This window comes from Vibrio fluvialis (assembly GCF_900460245.1).
Lineage (GTDB): Bacteria > Pseudomonadota > Gammaproteobacteria > Enterobacterales > Vibrionaceae > Vibrio > Vibrio fluvialis.
The window spans coordinates 1,367,351-1,385,289 of record NZ_UHIP01000001.1 but is presented as its reverse complement, the minus strand read 5'-3'; the positions used below and the strand labels follow the sequence as shown (position 1 = coordinate 1,385,289).

Annotated in this window: 14 protein-coding genes; 10 read left to right on the top strand and 4 right to left on the bottom strand. The window is 49.7% G+C overall.

What is annotated here, in order from left to right; translation table 11 throughout:
- The first annotated feature begins 16 nt into the window (after positions 1–16).
- The 4 genes from DYA43_RS06530 (at position 17) to DYA43_RS06515 (ending at position 6,067) form a co-directional block, all read left to right on the top strand.
- Positions 17–1,378 (top strand): L-serine ammonia-lyase, encoded by a 1,362-nt coding sequence (locus DYA43_RS06530; protein WP_061056469.1) that lies wholly within the window; start codon positions 17–19, stop codon positions 1,376–1,378.
- A 166-nt stretch (positions 1,379–1,544) separates the two neighbouring features.
- Positions 1,545–2,732 carry an efflux RND transporter periplasmic adaptor subunit gene (locus DYA43_RS06525; protein ID WP_061056468.1) on the top strand — a complete coding sequence of 396 codons (1,188 nt, stop codon included), beginning with the start codon at positions 1,545–1,547 and terminating at the stop codon, positions 2,730–2,732.
- Positions 2,732–4,690 carry a MacB family efflux pump subunit gene (locus DYA43_RS06520; protein ID WP_020431158.1) on the top strand — a complete coding sequence of 653 codons (1,959 nt, stop codon included), beginning with the start codon at positions 2,732–2,734 and terminating at the stop codon, positions 4,688–4,690. The genes DYA43_RS06525 and DYA43_RS06520 overlap by 1 nt, the downstream gene beginning before the upstream one ends.
- Positions 4,691–4,696: 6 nt before the next feature.
- Positions 4,697–6,067 (top strand): efflux transporter outer membrane subunit, encoded by a 1,371-nt coding sequence (locus tag DYA43_RS06515; RefSeq protein WP_061056467.1) that lies wholly within the window; start codon positions 4,697–4,699, stop codon positions 6,065–6,067.
- Between the two features lie 58 nt (positions 6,068–6,125).
- Here DYA43_RS06515 and queD read toward each other — a convergent pair whose 3' ends face one another.
- Positions 6,126–6,491 (bottom strand): 6-carboxytetrahydropterin synthase QueD, encoded by a 366-nt coding sequence (gene queD / locus DYA43_RS06510; protein WP_020330944.1) that lies wholly within the window; start codon positions 6,489–6,491, stop codon positions 6,126–6,128.
- 283 nt (positions 6,492–6,774) lie between these two features.
- Between queD and DYA43_RS06505 the strand changes: the two genes are divergently transcribed.
- Together DYA43_RS06505 and asnS are read left to right on the top strand one after the other, a co-directional pair.
- A complete protein-coding gene (locus DYA43_RS06505; protein WP_024374376.1) occupies positions 6,775–8,388 on the top strand; it encodes a methyl-accepting chemotaxis protein in 1,614 nt (537 codons plus the stop codon).
- 164 nt (positions 8,389–8,552) lie between these two features.
- Positions 8,553–9,953: an asparagine--tRNA ligase gene (gene asnS / locus DYA43_RS06500; protein ID WP_061056466.1), complete on the top strand. Its 1,401-nt coding sequence runs from the start codon at positions 8,553–8,555 to the stop codon at positions 9,951–9,953.
- Between the two features lie 57 nt (positions 9,954–10,010).
- Here the strand turns inward: asnS and DYA43_RS06495 are convergent, their stop codons facing one another.
- Positions 10,011–10,223, bottom strand: a complete 213-nt coding sequence (locus DYA43_RS06495; protein ID WP_020330941.1) for a hypothetical protein — start codon at positions 10,221–10,223, stop codon at positions 10,011–10,013.
- A gap of 242 nt (positions 10,224–10,465) precedes the next feature.
- Between DYA43_RS06495 and DYA43_RS06490 the strand changes: the two genes are divergently transcribed.
- Both DYA43_RS06490 and DYA43_RS06485 read left to right on the top strand, forming a co-directional pair.
- Positions 10,466–10,699 carry a hypothetical protein gene (locus DYA43_RS06490; protein ID WP_020330940.1) on the top strand — a complete coding sequence of 78 codons (234 nt, stop codon included), beginning with the start codon at positions 10,466–10,468 and terminating at the stop codon, positions 10,697–10,699.
- A gap of 503 nt (positions 10,700–11,202) precedes the next feature.
- Positions 11,203–12,393 (top strand): amino acid aminotransferase, encoded by a 1,191-nt coding sequence (locus DYA43_RS06485; protein WP_020431167.1) that lies wholly within the window; start codon positions 11,203–11,205, stop codon positions 12,391–12,393.
- 42 nt (positions 12,394–12,435) lie between these two features.
- Here the strand turns inward: DYA43_RS06485 and DYA43_RS06480 are convergent, their stop codons facing one another.
- Positions 12,436–13,053, bottom strand: a complete 618-nt coding sequence (locus DYA43_RS06480) for an Ail and OmpX (RefSeq protein WP_047457464.1) — start codon at positions 13,051–13,053, stop codon at positions 12,436–12,438.
- A 178-nt stretch (positions 13,054–13,231) separates the two neighbouring features.
- On the opposite strand from DYA43_RS06480, the gene DYA43_RS06475 reads away from it, so the two are divergent.
- On the top strand, positions 13,232–15,121 hold the full coding sequence (locus DYA43_RS06475) for a DUF294 nucleotidyltransferase-like domain-containing protein (RefSeq protein WP_020431171.1): 1,890 nt from the start codon (positions 13,232–13,234) through the stop codon (positions 15,119–15,121).
- 8 nt (positions 15,122–15,129) lie between these two features.
- Positions 15,130–15,846: a 3'-5' exonuclease gene (locus DYA43_RS06470; protein WP_020330400.1), complete on the top strand. Its 717-nt coding sequence runs from the start codon at positions 15,130–15,132 to the stop codon at positions 15,844–15,846.
- A 70-nt stretch (positions 15,847–15,916) separates the two neighbouring features.
- On the opposite strand, the gene DYA43_RS06465 is transcribed toward DYA43_RS06470, so the two are convergent.
- Entirely contained in the window at positions 15,917–17,800 is a 1,884-nt protein-coding gene (locus DYA43_RS06465) for a methyl-accepting chemotaxis protein (RefSeq protein ID WP_061056465.1), read from the bottom strand.
- Positions 17,801–17,939 lie beyond the last annotated feature (139 nt).

Sequence of the window (17,939 nt, the reverse complement as noted above, 5' to 3'; positions counted from 1 at the left end):
TTTTGAGGTAATCAATATGATTAGTGTATTTGATATCTATAAAATCGGTGTCGGTCCTTCGAGCTCACACACAGTCGGACCGATGAAAGCGGGTAAGCAGTTTATTGATGACCTGCGTGCAATGGGAAAATTGCGCGACATCACTAAAATCACCGTGGACGTTTATGGATCATTGTCACTGACAGGGAAAGGTCACCACACGGATATCGCGATCATCATGGGTCTGGCAGGCAACACGCCAGAAAAAGTGGATATCGATGCCATTCCGGGCTTCATTGCCCGCGTTGAAGAAACTGAACGCCTACCTGTCGGCATGCACTGTCATACGGTTGCCTTCCCTCGTGAAGGTGGCATGAACTTCCACAGAACAAACCTGTCTCTGCACGAAAACGGTATGCAGATTCACGCGTGGATTGATGAAGACGTTGCATATTCAAAGACTTACTACTCTATCGGCGGTGGTTTCATCGTGGATGAAGAGAACTTTGGTAAAGCCATTGAGTCTCCTGTTCAAGTGCCTTACCCGTTCAGCACAGCTGAAGAGCTGGTAAACCAGTGTAAAGACAGCGGTCTGTCGATGAGTACACTGGTGATGGCGAACGAAAAAGCGCTGCACTCTGATGAAGAAGTGCGTACTTATTTCGCCAACATTTGGCGCACCATGCGTGAATGTATGGAACGTGGTATGAGCACCGAAGGCATTCTGCCTGGGCCTCTGCGTGTTCCTCGTCGTGCGGCTGCTCTGCGTCAACAACTGCTGACTTCAGAGAAAATCACCAACGATCCAATGGCGGTGGTTGACTGGGTTAACATGTACGCATTTGCTGTGAACGAAGAAAACGCAGCCGGTGGCCGCGTGGTGACAGCACCAACCAACGGTGCATGTGGCATCATTCCTGCGGTTCTGGCGTACTACGACAAGTTCATCCAAACCGTAACCGAAAAAGATTACATCCGTTACTTTGCCGCTTCTGGCGCAATCGGTGGTCTGTACAAGCAAAATGCCTCCATCTCTGGCGCTGAAGTCGGCTGTCAGGGTGAAGTGGGCGTAGCCTGTTCAATGGCAGCCGCTGGTCTGGCTGAGCTGCTTGGCGGTAGCCCTGAGCAAGTGTGTATGGCCGCTGAAATCGCGATGGAACACAACTTAGGTCTGACGTGTGACCCGGTTGCCGGCCAAGTGCAGGTGCCATGTATTGAACGTAACGGTATTGCAGCGGTGAAAGCGATCAACTCTACCCGTATGGCTCTGCGTCGCTCTTCTGCGCCACGCGTGTCTCTGGATAAGGTTATCGAAACCATGCTGGAAACCGGTAAAGACATGAACGCGAAATACCGCGAAACGTCGACAGGCGGTCTGGCAGTAAAAGTTATCTGCTAATTCCAACCTGAAAAAAGATTCAGCCCGATGTTCCCCCATCGGGCTTTTTTGTGCCTGCTTTACTAATCTTTACTTAGTTTTACTCACTAACGGCTTGTTTCAAATCGTGTTCGGCTTATAAATAGTAATAATTCTCGTCGTCTCAATTTGGTTCATTTTTAATCTCATGTCTAAACGTACAACTAAGAAAAAAATTCTCGCCATCGTGTTAGTTGGCCTTTTCGCCGCTGGTGCCGGCTATTACTTTTATCCTAAAGAAGCCCCGCCAAGCTTTGCGACGGAGCCTGTCCAGCTCGGCAACATCGAAAATACCGTTCTCGCAACTGGTATGCTTCAAGCCTCCAAGCTGGTTGCCGTGGGTGCTCAAGTTTCGGGGCAGATCGAAAAACTGGCGGTGTCACTGGGAGATGAAGTCAAACAAGGCGATCTGGTTGCCCAGATAGACAGCCTGACCCAGCAGAACACGCTTAAAGAGGCGAACGCTTCGCTGAATAGTACCAATGCTCAAATCCGTGCCAAGCAAGCACAGATTCGTCAGGCGCAAGCCGAGTTCAACCGTCAGAAAGGCATGCTGGCCGATAACGCCAGTTCCAAAGCCGATTATGAATCGGCAGAAGCGTCACTCGCGGTTTACAAGGCGGAACTGGAACAGCTCAAAGCCGAATTGGAGCAAGCCAAAATTACCGTCGACAGTGCAAAAGTGGATTTGGGCTACACCACCATTCAAGCACCTTTTGATGGCACCGTGGTTTACAGCGCCGTTGAAGAGGGGCAAACCGTCAACGCCAATCAAACCACTCCCACCATCATCGAGCTGGCACAGTTGGATAAGATGACCATCAAGGCGCAAATTTCAGAAGCGGACGTGGTCAACGTCAAGCCTGGCCTGCCCGTCTACTTCACGATTCTAGGCAAGCCGAATAAGCGTTATCACGGCACTTTGCGCGCCATTGAACCGGGGCCGACACTCATGGACGGTGATGATAAAGACCTGTCCGTCAGCAACGACGAAGCGATCTACTATCACGGCCTGTTTGAAGTTGATAACCCGGATCGCACGCTGCGTATCGGCATGACCGCACAAGTGTCTATTGTGCTCGATAAGGCGGAAAGCGCCCTGTTGGTTCCGGCGCAAGTGTTGATTCGCAAACCGGGGCCGAAACCGGGCTATCAGGTGCCTGTGCTGGTGAATGGTCAGGAAGAAATGCGTGATGTGACTGTCGGTATCAACAACAAAGTGAATGCCGAAATCACTTCCGGCCTGAATGAAGGCGATCAAATCATTCTGGGTATGCCGGGACAAAGCACCACGATGTCGAGCCGTCGCATGGGCCCACCGGGGATGCGTTTCTGATGTCTCAAGCATTACTTCAAATCAATCACGTTTACCGCCACTTCGCCGCCGGCGATGAAACACTCACGGTACTCAAAGACGTCAACCTGACGATTGAGCGCGGTGAGATGGTTGCCATCGTGGGCGCGTCAGGTTCAGGTAAATCGACGCTGATGAATATTCTCGGCTGTCTTGATCAGCCGAGCGCCGGTGAGTACTGGATCAACGGTCAGGACACCTCAACGCTTGATTCCGATGAGCTGGCGCGTTTGCGTCGTGAATACTTTGGCTTTATCTTCCAACGTTATCACCTGCTGGGCGATTTGACGGCTCTCGGCAACGTGGAAATCCCCGCGATTTACGCCGGTTACGACAAAAAATCCCGCCAGGAGCGGGCCACATCGCTTCTTGGCCGCCTCGGGCTTTCTGATCGTTTGGATCACAAGCCAAACCAGCTCAGTGGTGGCCAACAGCAACGCGTTTCGGTCGCCCGAGCTCTGGTCAACGGCGGTGATGTCATTCTGGCCGACGAACCAACGGGAGCACTCGACAGTAAGAGCGGCTCAGAAATGATGACGCTGCTGCAGGAGCTGCATCAGTTGGGTCACACCATCATTATCGTGACTCACGATATGAAAGTGGCCGAATACGCAGATCGCATCATCGAAATTAAAGATGGTGAAATTCTTAGCGACACGGTGAACAAACACACGCAAGCTGACGCCAATCTGGACTCCGTCAGTGAACCCAAAGCCGACAATGCATTTTCGCGTAGCCGTAAGCTACTGGATGATTTTTGGGAGGCACTCAAAATGGCGCTGCTCGCCATGTCGAACCACAGATTGCGTACCTTCCTGACGATGTTGGGGATCATCATCGGCATCGCGTCGGTTGTCTCGGTGGTTGCGCTCGGTAACGGTTCGCAGAAATCGATTCTCGACAGTATTTCGTCAATGGGAACAAACACCATTGATGTTATGCCGGGCACGGGATTTGGTGACCGACGCTCAGGGCGAGTCCGCACCTTAACGGCGGCGGATGCTAATGCTCTATCCAATCTGTCGTTTGTCGACAGCGTGACACCGACGCTCAGCACTTCCGTCACCATCAAATACGGTAACCAGGCTGTGACAGCGTCAGTTCAGGGTGTCGGGCCTGACTACTTCCGCGTGCGTGGTTATGAACTGGCCGACGGTCAGTACTGGGATCAATCCAGCGTCGAGACACTGGCGCAAGAAGCCGTGATAGACAACAACACGCTCAAATCTCTGTTCCCGAATCAGGATCCGATTGGCGAAGTCATTTTTGCCGGCAATCTGCCCGTGCGCATCATTGGGGTCACTAAAGCCAAAGAAAGTGCGTTCGGAAATAGCGACTCGCTCAACATCTGGGTGCCCTACACCACCGTCAGCGCCCGCATGATGGGCCAGAACTATCTGGATCGTATTTCGGTTCGTGTCAATGACAGCACACCCAGTGATGCCGCAGAACAGGCGATCATTTCGCTGCTGAAAATGCGCCATGGCACGCAGGATTTCTTTACCATTAATACGGACACCATTCAGCAGAATATTCAGAAAACCACCGCAACCATGACATTGCTGATTTCAGCCATCGCAGTCATCTCACTGATTGTCGGCGGCATCGGAGTGATGAACATCATGCTGGTATCCGTCACTGAGCGGACACGGGAAATTGGTGTGCGTATGGCTGTCGGTGCAAGGCAAAATGACATTTTGCGTCAGTTCCTGATTGAGGCCGTATTAGTTTGTTTATGTGGCGGTACGATTGGTATCGGTGTCGCCTATTTAATTGGTGCGCTGTTTGCCACCTTTGGTAGTAGTTTCTCTATGATTTATTCCACCACTTCGATTGTGTCGGCGTTCTTGTGTTCCACTCTGATCGGTGTTCTGTTTGGTTACCTGCCTGCGAAAAACGCAGCGCAGCTTAACCCGATTGATGCCCTGGCTCGGGAGTAAATCACGATGAAACGCTATCAATATTCAACCATCGCATTGTGTGTGCTGCTCGCCACCGGCTGTGTTGCGCGTTCAGAGTTACCGGAACAGAACGTAACCGTTCCCGAACAATGGCAAACCGGCCAGACCCAAAGCGAGACACAGGCAATCAGTCAGTGGTGGACCAGTTTTGGCGACCCACAACTCAATCAATGGGTTGAGAAAGTACTGGCCACAAACAGCGACCTGGCGATTGCCACGCTGACGCTCAAACAAGCGCGTTTAGAAGCAGGATTGGCAACCAGTGATACCTATCCGGATGTCTCAGCCAGCGTTTCGGGTGAACGCTCTAAACCGCTGGATGGTGGCGACAGTTCGAAAAGTTATCAGACCAGTCTGAGTGTCAGCTATGAGCTGGATCTATGGGGCAAATTATCTGCGGCCAAAGATGCAGCGATGTGGACCGCCTTAGCAACGCAACAAGAGCGTGAAGCGACTGCGCAGAGCCTGGTCGCCACCACCGCGCAGCTATATTGGCAAATTGGCTATCTGAATCAGCGTGTCGAACTGAGCAACAACGACATCAAAGATGCCAAGGAAACTTTAGCGCTGACACAGAGCCAGTATCGTCATGGCTCGGTCACCAGAGTCAATGTGCTGGAAGCAGAACGCACTCTGGCGGGTCTGGAAGCGACGCATCGTGATTACCTGCAACAGCGGACCGAAGCGGTCAATGCCTTCGCCATTTTATTTGATCAGCCACCGCAAGATCTCGCGACCAGTATTCCGGCGCTGCCCGATTATGCTGTCCCAACCATCGAAGCGGGTGTGCCGGCCGATGTGCTGAATCGTCGCCCGGACGTTAAACAGTCACTGTTTGAACTGAAATCGGTACTGGCCACAAAAGATAATACCGACACCAATTACTTCCCGTCACTGACACTGACCGGTGCGCTGGGCGGATCGTCTACTGAACTGCGTAAATTGCTCAGCGATCCGATTGGCACATTGGGTGCCGATTTGACGCTGCCATTCCTTAACTGGAATGAGATGCAGCTCAATCGCGATATCGCGCAAGTGAAGTATGAATCGGCCATTATCAGCTACCGTAAAACACTGTATGCCGCGTTGCAGGACGTTGATAACGCGCTTTCTTCGAAAGAGAACTATGAATTTCAGGCAGAGAAGTTACAGAAGCAGTACGACAGCGCCGCAGAAGTTGCCCGCATCTATAAAAGCCAATATGAGTACGGTGCGATTGATATCACCACCCTGCTTGATGCTCAGGAAAATGAGCGCAGTGCCAAAGCGTCATTACTGGAAAACCGCTATAACCAGCTGGTGAACATCGCTACGGTGTATCAAAGCCTCGGCGGCGAAGATATCGTAAGAGATTGATCCTGACGTCGCCGCCAATTCCGGACAGAAAAAAGGTCACCCTCAGGTGACCTTTCTTTTATGCTTCGCCGCTGTAAATGCAACCTGCGGTACAGGTTTCTTTAATTTCCACTTTGCTTAGCATCGGCAGGCTAGGTTTCAACTCTTGCCAGATCCATTTTGCCAGCACTTCGCTGGTTGGGTTTTCCAAACCTTCAATGTCATTCAGGTAGTAATGGTCAAGACGATCGTAAATCGGCTTAAAGGCAGCCTTGATTTCAGCGAAGTCGACCAACCAACCCGTATGAGGATCCACATCACCTGCTACGTACAGGCGAACCAGAAAAGAGTGTCCGTGCAAGCGGCCGCATTTGTGACCTTCTGGCACGTGTGGCAAATGGTGCGCTGCTTCAAACATGAACTCTTTGTAAATCTCGGTTTTCATCTTGGTTCTCGGGCTTTCAAAAGAGACGCAATACTACGGAATCTCGCTCTGTGAGACAAGTCACTCAAACAGTAATTCCACTCTTTCCTCATTTTCCGCCAACCGTTATTTGCGTCGTAAATATGGCAGCGATGTCAAATTTTTGAGCACAAGTTCCCTGTGTCACAATTCTAAAAACCATATTTTGTTTGTGGTCACAGTAACTTAAGTTTCATTTTTGCACTACTTTACTTTAACGATATATTCACACCGTCAACCCTACATTAAAAACGATAAGCAAATCATGAGCTCAACTATTACAACCAAGCTTCTGTTGACCCTAATTTCCGTTTTCGCCATGGTGCTGGCCGGCTCGACGGCTTATCAATACTGGCAGCAACGCGATTTAATCAACTCCGTCCTGAGTGAACAGTTGCACGATAAAGCCAGCAACTATTTTGACAGCCTGAATATGATGATGCTCACCGGCACCATGGCGCAAAAAGAGACGTTGCGCCAGAAGGCACTTGCTCAAGAAGGTATTGAACAAGTCCGTGTGTTACGCGGTGACGCGGTAAGCAAGCTGTACGGCCCTGGCCAGGAAAATCAAAAGCCCGTGGATGATATTGATCGCCGAGCGTTGAAAGGCGAGTTCATTCTTGAGCCTTATGAAGCCGATTGGGGCAAAGGGATTGTGGTTGCCCTACCAATGAAATCGAGTGAAAGCTATCGCGGCACCAACTGCGTGGCCTGCCATATGGCGCCAGAAGGTCAAGTGCTGGGGGTTATTCGTCTGGAATACAATCTCAGCCATCTGAATCAGCTTATCAGCCACCGTACCTGGATTGGGGTTGGCATCATGTCTGCGATTGCCTTGATCGGTTTTCTGGTCACCATGATGCTGATTCGCCGTATTATCGTGCGACCACTGCAACATACCTCCAGCTTTATGAGCCGTGTCAGCGACAGTAAAAACCTGTCCCAGCGTCTCGACCACAGTAAAAATGATGAACTGGGCCAGCTCGCCTCTTCAATCAATTCACTGATGGATACCGTTTCCAACAGCCTTGAACAGGTACAGGATACTTCTCACTCTTTGGCAAGTTCGGCCAATCAGTTAACCGATGTTGCGCAGGTGACCGATCAAGCCGCGAACAACCAGCAGCGCGAAACGTCTGAAGTGCAAAGCAACATTGCGGAAATGCAAGCCAAACAGAGTGAAGTTGAACAAGCGACGGTTGATGCTTCCGCGCTGATCAATCACACCACTTCGGTCGCACAACAAAGTGCCAAACAAGCCCATCTGGCAAGTGAAGACATCAAACATCTGGTCGGTGACATTGAGTCGGTCAAAGACAAGATTTCTCAGCTCAACGATCAGACTGGCGAAGTGTCGACCATTCTGGAAGTGATCAAAGGCATTGCAGAGCAAACCAACCTGTTGGCACTCAACGCGGCGATTGAGGCAGCGCGTGCTGGCGAACAGGGTCGCGGATTTGCCGTCGTAGCCGATGAAGTGCGCCACCTCGCCTCTCGCACCGCGGAAGCAACCGGAAATATCGAGAAAATCATCGCTCAGTTCCAACGCGACAGCGAACAATCGCTATCTTCCGTCGACACCGTGTGCGCTCAGGCTCATCAGCGCTCCGGAGAGATCGAAGAACTGTCGGCGGCGATGACAAATGTGGTGTCGGAAATGCAACAGGTGCTGGCGCATGCCAATAGCATTCAGGAACAGACGCGCCTCACTACGCGCGTCAGCCAGGATGTTCAAGGCAAGATTGAAGTCATCACCCGCCATGCGGATGACACCTCACAATCGGCCACGCAAACGCGGGAAATCAGCTTGGATCTCGAGCAGTTGTCGCAACGTCTGGAATCTTTGCTCAATCAATTTACGCTTTCGCATAAGAAATGAGCGTTCTGAGCACATTAATAGTTGATGCTGGTGAATTGACAGGTAATATGTCCCCTTGAATCTGTAAAATTCAATCCAACCCAATGTTTCGCTTATTTTTTAAACATTAAGCACATTTTTGAACCTTGGGTGGAATTTTTACCTCAATGGAGACTATATCAAACATGACTTACGCGCCTGTAAAAGACGTACTTAGCGGTAAGCTGGCAGTAGACAGTGAAGTCACTGTTCGCGGCTGGATCCGTACGCGTCGTGATTCCAAAGCTGGAATCTCTTTCCTTGCCATTTATGACGGCTCTTGTTTCGACCCGATTCAGGCCGTGGTCCCAAATAATCTGAATAATTACGACAACGAAGTATTAAAGCTAACGACTGGCTGCTCTGTTGAAGTAACAGGTAAGATTGTTGAGTCTCCAGCGAGCGGTCAGGCATTTGAATTGGCAGCGACGGACGTTAAAGTTGTCGGCTGGGTTGAAGATGCTGAAACATACCCAATGGCAAAAACTCGTCACTCTATCGAGTACCTTCGTGAAGTGGCTCACCTGCGTCCACGCACTAACGTTATCGGTGCTGTGGCTCGTGTTCGTCACACCCTGTCACAAGCGATTCACCGTTTCTACCACGAACAAGGTTACTACTGGCTGTCTGCACCGCTGATCACTGCGTCAGATGCAGAAGGTGCTGGTGAGATGTTCCGTGTATCAACACTGGATCTGGCTAACCTGCCACGTAAAGAAAACGGCGACGTCGACTTTAACGAAGATTTCTTCGGTAAAGAGACGTTCCTGACGGTATCTGGTCAGCTAAACGGCGAAGCGTACGCTTGTGCACTAAGCAAAATTTACACTTTCGGCCCGACTTTCCGTGCTGAAAACTCAAACACCAGCCGTCACTTGGCGGAATTCTGGATGGTGGAACCTGAAGTGGCATTCGCGGATCTGGACGATATCGCGAAACTGGCTGAAGACATGCTGAAATACGTGTTCGCAGCAGTGCTTGAAGAGCGTCGTGACGACCTTGAGTTCTTTGCTTCTCGTATCGACAAAGATGCGATTACTCGTCTAGAGAGTTTTGTAAATTCTGACTTTGCACAAGTGGATTACACTGATGCAATTCAGATCCTTCTAGACTCTGGTCGTGAATTTGAGTTCCCAGTTGAATGGGGTATCGACATGTCTTCTGAGCATGAGCGTTACCTAGCTGAAGAACACTTCAAAGCGCCAGTTATCGTGAAGAACTACCCGAAAGACATCAAAGCTTTCTACATGCGCCTGAATGATGATGGTAAAACTGTAGCAGCGATGGACGTTCTGGCACCAGGCATCGGCGAAATCATCGGTGGTTCTCAGCGTGAAGAGCGTCTGGATGTTCTGGATGCACGCATGGTAGAAATGGGCATAGACCCAGAGCACATGAGCTGGTACCGCGACCTACGTCGTTACGGCACAGTGCCGCACGCTGGTTTCGGTCTGGGCTTCGAGCGTCTGGTTTCTTACGTGACTGGTATGGGTAACGTTCGTGACGTAATTCCATTCCCACGTACTCCACGCAGCGCGAACTTCTAAGCCTGTATGAATTAAAAAAGCCTCCAGTTCGGAGGCTTTTTTGCTTCTGGCGCTTGGTTAAGGCTGGTCCATATTCATTTTCACTGCATAACGCACACTCGCGACACAGATAGCCAACATCACAAATGGTATTGCCGCAGCGGTGTATTCTGTCCAAAATAATTCAGCAAACGATTTCGCCAGAATCAGATGCGCAAAAATTAAAATCAACGCACTAAGAATAGCCACACCAATCAACTTTACTTCCGGTGGAAACGATCTGATTTTCATACTAGCTCCTGAGCGATTAACTCCCTAACCCATTGAAGCACATTCGTTTACTGGCTACCTAGAACAGTTATCCAGTATAAAAGTGGTACAGTTTTCTCGCCGGGTTTGAACTGATCTGTATTTTGATTGGCCTCGACGTGCTCTTCGGTTCAATTCGGTTGATACTTTTCTCAATGTCATTAGAGAAATGACTCAGCCTTGTTCATACTTAAGGAGAACGGGAATAAAAACGGGAGCCGATCATGAAAGTGTTTAAAATCGAAGATCTCTATTACAACGGCGTCAAAGATGGTGTGCATAGCTGGGATCACCCCTATGCTTCCAATCCCTATTATTGGCATCCGGACTGGTTACACATCGCCGAAGACGCAACAGGTCTTCATCCCAAACAACCATTGGAGGTTGCAGAGGGTGAAGAAGCCACAGAAGAAGATGCGAAAAAAGCCATTGTTAAACATCTCAACGAGAATCAGTAACGCTAAGGCTTTCATTGTTCGCGGTGAAAGCCTTTATTATTGTGGTTTAACTCTCCCCACCATTGCTGTTTACTCGTTCTGTTAAGCAAGTTTTTCGTTGGTACAAAATTTCACCAATTCAATAAATTTGTTGTCCAGCAGTGGCTTAATTTTCTGATTTGAATGTATAAAAATCGAGAATAGGACCGACGGTGTAAAAACGATAACGATTACATAACATTTTTGATTCTTCTTTCATCATCTGACGCCTTATAGACCAAGCAGTGAAAGCCCATCGAAGGATGAGTAACTTTTACGCACTTTGTCAGTAAAGCGATAAAACTCGCGCTCGGTTCCCCCCTCTTTCCCTGCCAAAATCGTCGCTTTTTTTAGACTTCAGAGCCAAATGAAAATTTTTTGAATTTTTCTGTTAAGTGCTGTTGTCACAGGTATTTCAGAAAGGTATAAATACGATAAATTTTGATGAAATTTTCCACCCACCTTAACTAACATGGATGAGCATTATGTTTGAAAAAGTTGTCGCGGCCCCGGCTGACCCTATTCTTGGTCTCACTGAAGAATTTAAAAAAGATCCTCGTGCAGACAAAATCAACCTGGGTGTTGGTATTTACAAGAATGAAGCTGGTGAAACTCCAGTTCTTGCGACAGTGAAAAAAGCAGAAGCAGCGCTGCTAGAGTCAGAAAAAACCAAATCTTACCTGACTATCGAAGGTACTGCGGAATATGGTCTGGCGGTTCAAAAACTGCTGTTCGGTGCTGATTCAGACATCGTAACCAACAAACTGGCAAAAACGGCTCAAGCTCCTGGTGGTACTGGTGCTCTGCGCGTAGCGGGCGAGTTCATCAAACGCCAAATCGGCGATGTTAAGGTGTGGATCAGCAACCCAACATGGGCAAACCACCATGGTGTGTTTAACGCTGCGGGTCTGGAAACCGTTCAATACTCATACTACAACGCAGCAGCGAAAGACAAAGATTTCGCAGCGATGGTTGCTGACCTAGAGCAAGCATCTGCGGGTGATGTGGTTCTGCTGCACGGCTGCTGCCACAACCCAACAGGTATCGATCCAACAGCTGAAGAGTGGGAAGTACTGGCCAAGCTCGTTGCAGAAAAAGGCCTGCTGCCTCTGTTTGACTTTGCTTACCAAGGTTTCGCAAAAGGTGTGGAAGAAGATGCGGCGGGTCTGCGTACCTTCGCGAAATACAATAAAGAGATCCTGGTTGCGAGCTCATTCTCGAAAAACTTCGGTCTGTACAATGAGCGTGTCGGTGCCTTCACTATCGTTGCCGCTTCAGAAGAAGTAGCGACAACCGCTTTCTCACAAGTGAAAGCGATCATTCGTTCGATCTACTCTAACCCGCCAGCACACGGTGCTGCTGTCGTGACTTACATCCTGAACGATGAAGCTCTGCGTGCGGAATGGGAAGCAGAAGTCGCAGAAATGCGTGAACGTATTCAAGAGATGCGTGAACTGTTCGTCGCAACACTAAAAGAAATCGGTGTAACGGCAGACTTCAGCTTCATCGAACGTCAAAACGGTATGTTCTCATTCTCTGGCCTGAGCAAAGAACAGGTAGCACGTCTGAAAGACGAACTCGCTATCTACATCGTTGGCTCTGGCCGTATCAGTGTTGCTGGTATGACTAAGTCAAACATGTCTCCACTGTGTGAAGGCATCAAAGCAGTTCTGTAATTGCGAGAGTAAAAAGAAGCCGGCGAAAGCCGGTTTTTTTTCTTAGTAATTCAATCGGAGCGTTAAACCCATTTCATTGATATGACTGCCTTCTCCATCACGATAAGACACCAAGGCGCCTAACGCCACGCGCTTGAAGAAGTAATAATCGGCGCGCAGAGTTGCAACGTTCTCATCCTGCCACTTGTTACGGATGGCTTCACCAATCAAGCTCATTTCAAACGTTGAGGTAAAGGCATAGCGCACACCCACATCTGCGCTGTAGATAAAGTCATTTTCACTGTAATCACTTTCAACACGAATGCGCATGCCCCCCGCTTTGACATGGGTGAACAAATCCAAATTCTCAGCCAACAACCAACGATACCCGCCTCCGAGTCTCAGTTGATAACGCTCTATCGTATCGTCGTCAGGGTGGTAAAAGCGTGCGCTGTAGTCGGCGACGAGCAGCCAATCACTCTCATCCCACTTGTGGCTGACACCAAACAGTAAGCCGGTAACATTATCGCTGTCTCCCGCCGCGTAGAGATCGCTGACCGTTCCGGAACTCACCTCCATATTCAGGTAATCGTATTGCAGCGGCTGCTGATCATTGAGGCTGTGTGCAGAGACCATAGGTGCAATGGCAAGTAGCGGTATGATTCCCCAACGTTTTCTCATCACTCTCTCCCAGTGTTGAACGTCTTTTAAACAAGCTTAGACTAAACCTTAGTATGAGGATGCGATATCTTTTGCATTTCTGCCTTCAGCGAAAAATTCGTGTAGTATGAATGGTTTCCAACACCGCCAAGCTGTGTATGCTAATTTTGTATGCACGACGTAACGACAGGAGCCCCAGATGGAAGCCGAACTTTTAGAAATAAAAAACTTCCTCAGCCAATATCCGCCTTTTCGCGATTTGCCCGAAGCAACGCTGGAAGACGTCGCCCATAACGTAGAAATCGCCTACTTCCGTCAGGACACCCCAATCATCCGCTTCGGCGACCATATCGAAGACCTCTATCTGGTGCGCAGCGGCGTGGTTGAAGTCTATCGACGTAAGGGCGAGCTCTATAACCGCTTAACCGAAGGCGGACTGTTTGGTCAGATGGGGCTGCTCACCAACAATAAAGTCCGATTTCCGGTAACAGCGATTGAAGACACCTTGGTCTACTGCATTCCCGAGGCTACGTTTCAATCCCTCTATGAAGACCACGACGCTTTCGCCGACTATGTGGAAGTGCAGGATAACGCCCGCTTGCGTCAGACAGTATCGAATACGGCGGAGCAAAACGATCTCACCACCGTCAAAGTGAAGCGTCTGATTACCAGAGAAGCGCCCTTCGTCTACAAAACCGCAACCATTCAGGAAGTGGCGGTCAAAATGGCGGAAGAGAACGTCTCATCAGTGCTCATCATCGACCCGGATATTCTGCAAAACGATGACGACGACAATCGGCCACTAATAGGTATTCTGACCGATCGCGATTTATGTCGCCGCGTGATTGCTACAGGTATCGATCATAGCGAACCTGTCACCAATGTGATGACCACTGAGGTAATTTCGCTCGACCACAATGCGTATGTTTATGAAGCCATGCTGACAATGCTGCGCTACAACGTACACCATCTTCCCGTCCTCAAAGAACGTAACCCTATCGGCATCATCGATCTGACGGATATCGTTCGTTACGAATCGCAGAACTCCTTACTGTTGGTCAGCAGCATCTTCCAACAGAAATCCATTCCCGATTTGGCACTGATATCGAAACAAGTCAAAGACAGTTTCGTGCGTATGGTCAACGAGGATGCTAACTCACATATGGTCGGTACAGCGATGTCGGTGATTGGACGTAGCTTTAAACAGCGCATTATTGAACTGGCTGAAGAACACCTCGGCCCGGCTCCCATTCCGTATTGTTTCCTCGCGCTGGGATCAATGGGGCGTGACGAACAACTGATTGTCACCGATCAGGACAACGCCATTATTCTGGACGACAGTTACGATGAGGCTATTCACGGCCAGTATTTCGCAGACTTAGCCAAATTCGTCTGCGATGCACTGGATCAATGCGGTTACAGCTATTGCACCGGCGATATTATGGCAACCAACCCAATCTGGCGTATGACGCGTCAAGAGTGGGAAGCATGCTTCGCCGACTGGATTGATAACCCGAATCCGAAAGCCCTGCTCAATGCGTCAATCTTCTTTGATTTGGATGGCGTCTATGGCCGTCTGAAATGGGCGGAACAGCTCAATGGTTTCATTGTCCGCCGAGCGCGCCGCAATAACCGTTTCCTCGCTTGTCTGGCGCGTAATGCGTTAAATCGGACGCCGCCGTTAGGCTTCTTCAAGAGTTTCGTGATGGAGAAAGATGGCCGCCATAATAACTCCATTAACCTCAAGCGTCGCGGCACGGCACCGCTTGCCGATTTGATTCGAGTCCATGCGCTCGCGGTAGGCTCACGCGCGCAGAACTCATTCGAACGCTTGGATGACATCATTGATGCCGGCATTCTGCCCAAAGGTCGCGGACAGGATCTGCGTGATGCGCTGGAGTTCATTTCCATGGTGCGTATCCGCCATCAAGCGTTTGATGTTGAAAATAATATTGAGCCAGACAACAACATCGAACCAGAAAATCTGTCGGAATTTGAGCGCCGTAATCTTAAAGATGCGTTTCAAATTCTCAGTAACGCGCAGAATTTTCTGAAATATCGTTATCAGGCCAGCAACAACTTTAAATAGGCGACACCATGAAGAAACTGTTTCAGGCGCCAAGTATCAACTGGCCCTATAAATATCGTGCAAAACAAAACGTGGTCAGCCACCCTAGCCTGCAGCGCTTTTATTCTTCTGCTCTGCCGGATGGCAATACCCCGCTCGGCGAGGTGGAATTTGTCGCGATGGACTTTGAAACCACCGGCCTTAGCGTAGATAAGGATGAAATCATCACCATCGGCCTGGTGCCGTTTACCCTAAACCGCATTTACCTGAAACGTGGCGAGCACTGGACGGTTCGCCCACGTCAAAAACTCGATGAACATTCCATTGTCATTCATGGCATTACTCATAACGACATCATGGATGCGCCAGATCTGAGCGAGATTTTTGAACAGGTTCTTGACCAGCTGGCAGGCCGAATTCTGGTGGTGCACTATCACAAAATCGAGCGTGAATTTCTTGACCGTGCACTTAGACGACGGATTGGTGAAGGCATCGAGTTTCCTGTCATTGATACAATGGAAATCGAAGCCATGATTCAAAAACGCCACACTGCCGGACTCTGGAATCGACTGCGTGGCAAAAAGCCAGAATCCGTTCGGCTCGGCCAGTCACGTATGCGTTATGGCTTGCCTGCCTATACACCGCACCACGCACTAACCGACGCGATTGCGACAGCTGAACTGCTGCAGGCGCAAATTGCACATCATTTCTCTGCAGATCAACCGGTTCGTCAATTCTGGTTGTAAGGCAAGTTCATTTTAAGCCGCGCATGAAAAAAGGAGCCCTAGGGCTCCTTTTTGTCTATCCGACTATGCTTTACAGCTTAAAGCGGCGGATTTCTTGTTCCAGTTCAAACGACAGCTGAGAAAGTTCGGCCGCCTGAGAAGCCGCTTCATGGGCTTCCTGAGCCAGATCATTTGATACATCGCGAATGCCTTCAGTATTGCGCGTGATCTCGGACGTCACTGACGCCTGCTCTTCTGCTGCTGATGCAATCTGAGTCGCCATATCGCTGATGATTTCCACCGCGTTATGGATTTGAGTCAGGCTTGCCGCCGCAGAGTTTGAGTCATCCACACTGGTGTCAGCCAACATGCGGCTGTCGTTCATGATACCCACCGCTTTCGACGTTGTGCCTTGCAGCGTTTCGATCATGGTCTGAATCTCTTTCGTCGACGCATGAGTACGCTGGCTCAGTACGCGAACTTCATCAGCAACCACCGCAAAACCACGACCTTGCTCACCCGCACGAGCCGCTTCAATCGCTGCGTTCAGTGCCAGCAGGTTGGTTTGTTCCGCGATATCCTGAATGGTCGACAGGATGGTGCTGATCTGATTACCGTGAACTTCCAGCTCTTGAATAACACCCGTTGCCACCTGAACTTCTTGTGCCAGAGAGTGAATAGAGTTCTGCGTTTGGGAAACCTGTTTCGCGCCATGCACACATGCGCTTACCGCTTCAGAAGAGTTCTGCGCCGTATTTTCAGAGTTGTTGGCGATCTCTTGAGTTGCCGCCGCCATCTCGTTGATTGCCGTTGCAACCATGTTGATCTCGTCTTGCTGCATGCGAATACGCGCACTGCGTTCTTCAGCGTGCGCCGCCGTCATCTGAGACTGAGAAGAAAGCGACTTAGAAACGTGGCTCAGCTTCATCACCATGGTGTGCATGTTGCCCACGAAGGTATTGAAGTTACTCGCCAGTTGGCCGACTTCGTCGTCACTGCGTGGTTCCAGACGCTGCGTCAGGTCACCTTCACCCGAGGCAATTTCTGCCAGCGCTTTTGACACGCGGCCCAGATCGCGGAACAGGAAGCTCACCAACCAGGAAACAATCACAACCACGATGATTGTGATGATCACAGCGATAACCAGCAGGCTGGTCAGTAGTTGCGTGTGTGATGCAAACTCAGTGTGTTTGTCCATCTGCACGGCAAACACCCAAGGCGTGTTTGGCACTTTAGTGAAATAGAAAAATTCATCGTTGCCGTTGCGACTGACCGTCAGCAACTGATGCGCAGCCGCAGACTGCTCAATCGTTGACATAGTCAGAGATTTAGACAGGCTGTTTACCGGTTTCAGCAGCAGATCTTTGTTTGGATGCGCCAGGAACGTACCATCCTGTGTATCAATCAGCATCGCATAGGCGTTTTCACCCGCATCGATACTCAATACATCGTTGATCAACTGATCAATCAATACGTCCGCACCTACGACACCCGCAAATTGTCCGTTTTGACGAACAGGTTCTGCGATGGTCACCAGCAGTGCATTGGTGATGGCATCTTTGTAAGCCGTTGTGATGATCTGCTTGCCTGCTGCAGAAGCATCTTTGTACCAAGGACGAGTACGAGGATCGTAGTCAGCACGGTTGCGCTCTGGATGGGAGCGGTACATGTCGCCTTTTGGAGTACCAAAGAAGATGTCGTCAAATCCGCCCGCTTTACGCGCTTGCTGCAGGAATGGGACCACATCCGATTGTGCGGTGTAATCATTGAACGCCGAAGAGATGTCTTTCCGGATACTGATCCAGTCGGAAATGCCTTTCGATGCGGTTGCGGAGATTGCTTCAGCGCGGTCAAGCACACCACGCGAGGTTTGCTCTTTCAGTTGATCGGCAGACAACCAAGTCAGTGCACCAGCCATTACGACCACTGCAGACAAACTTGCGCCGATGAGTTTTTGTTTTAATGTCAGTTTCATCGCAATTTTTTGTTAGAAGTTGGAACAATTCGCGGCAGATAGTATCTACATTTTGTTGCAGTTGCACGAAATATGTCTAAAACAATGCAAAGTATATAAGTCATTGCTTTTACAGGCAATTATTCCGTCAAACCAATGG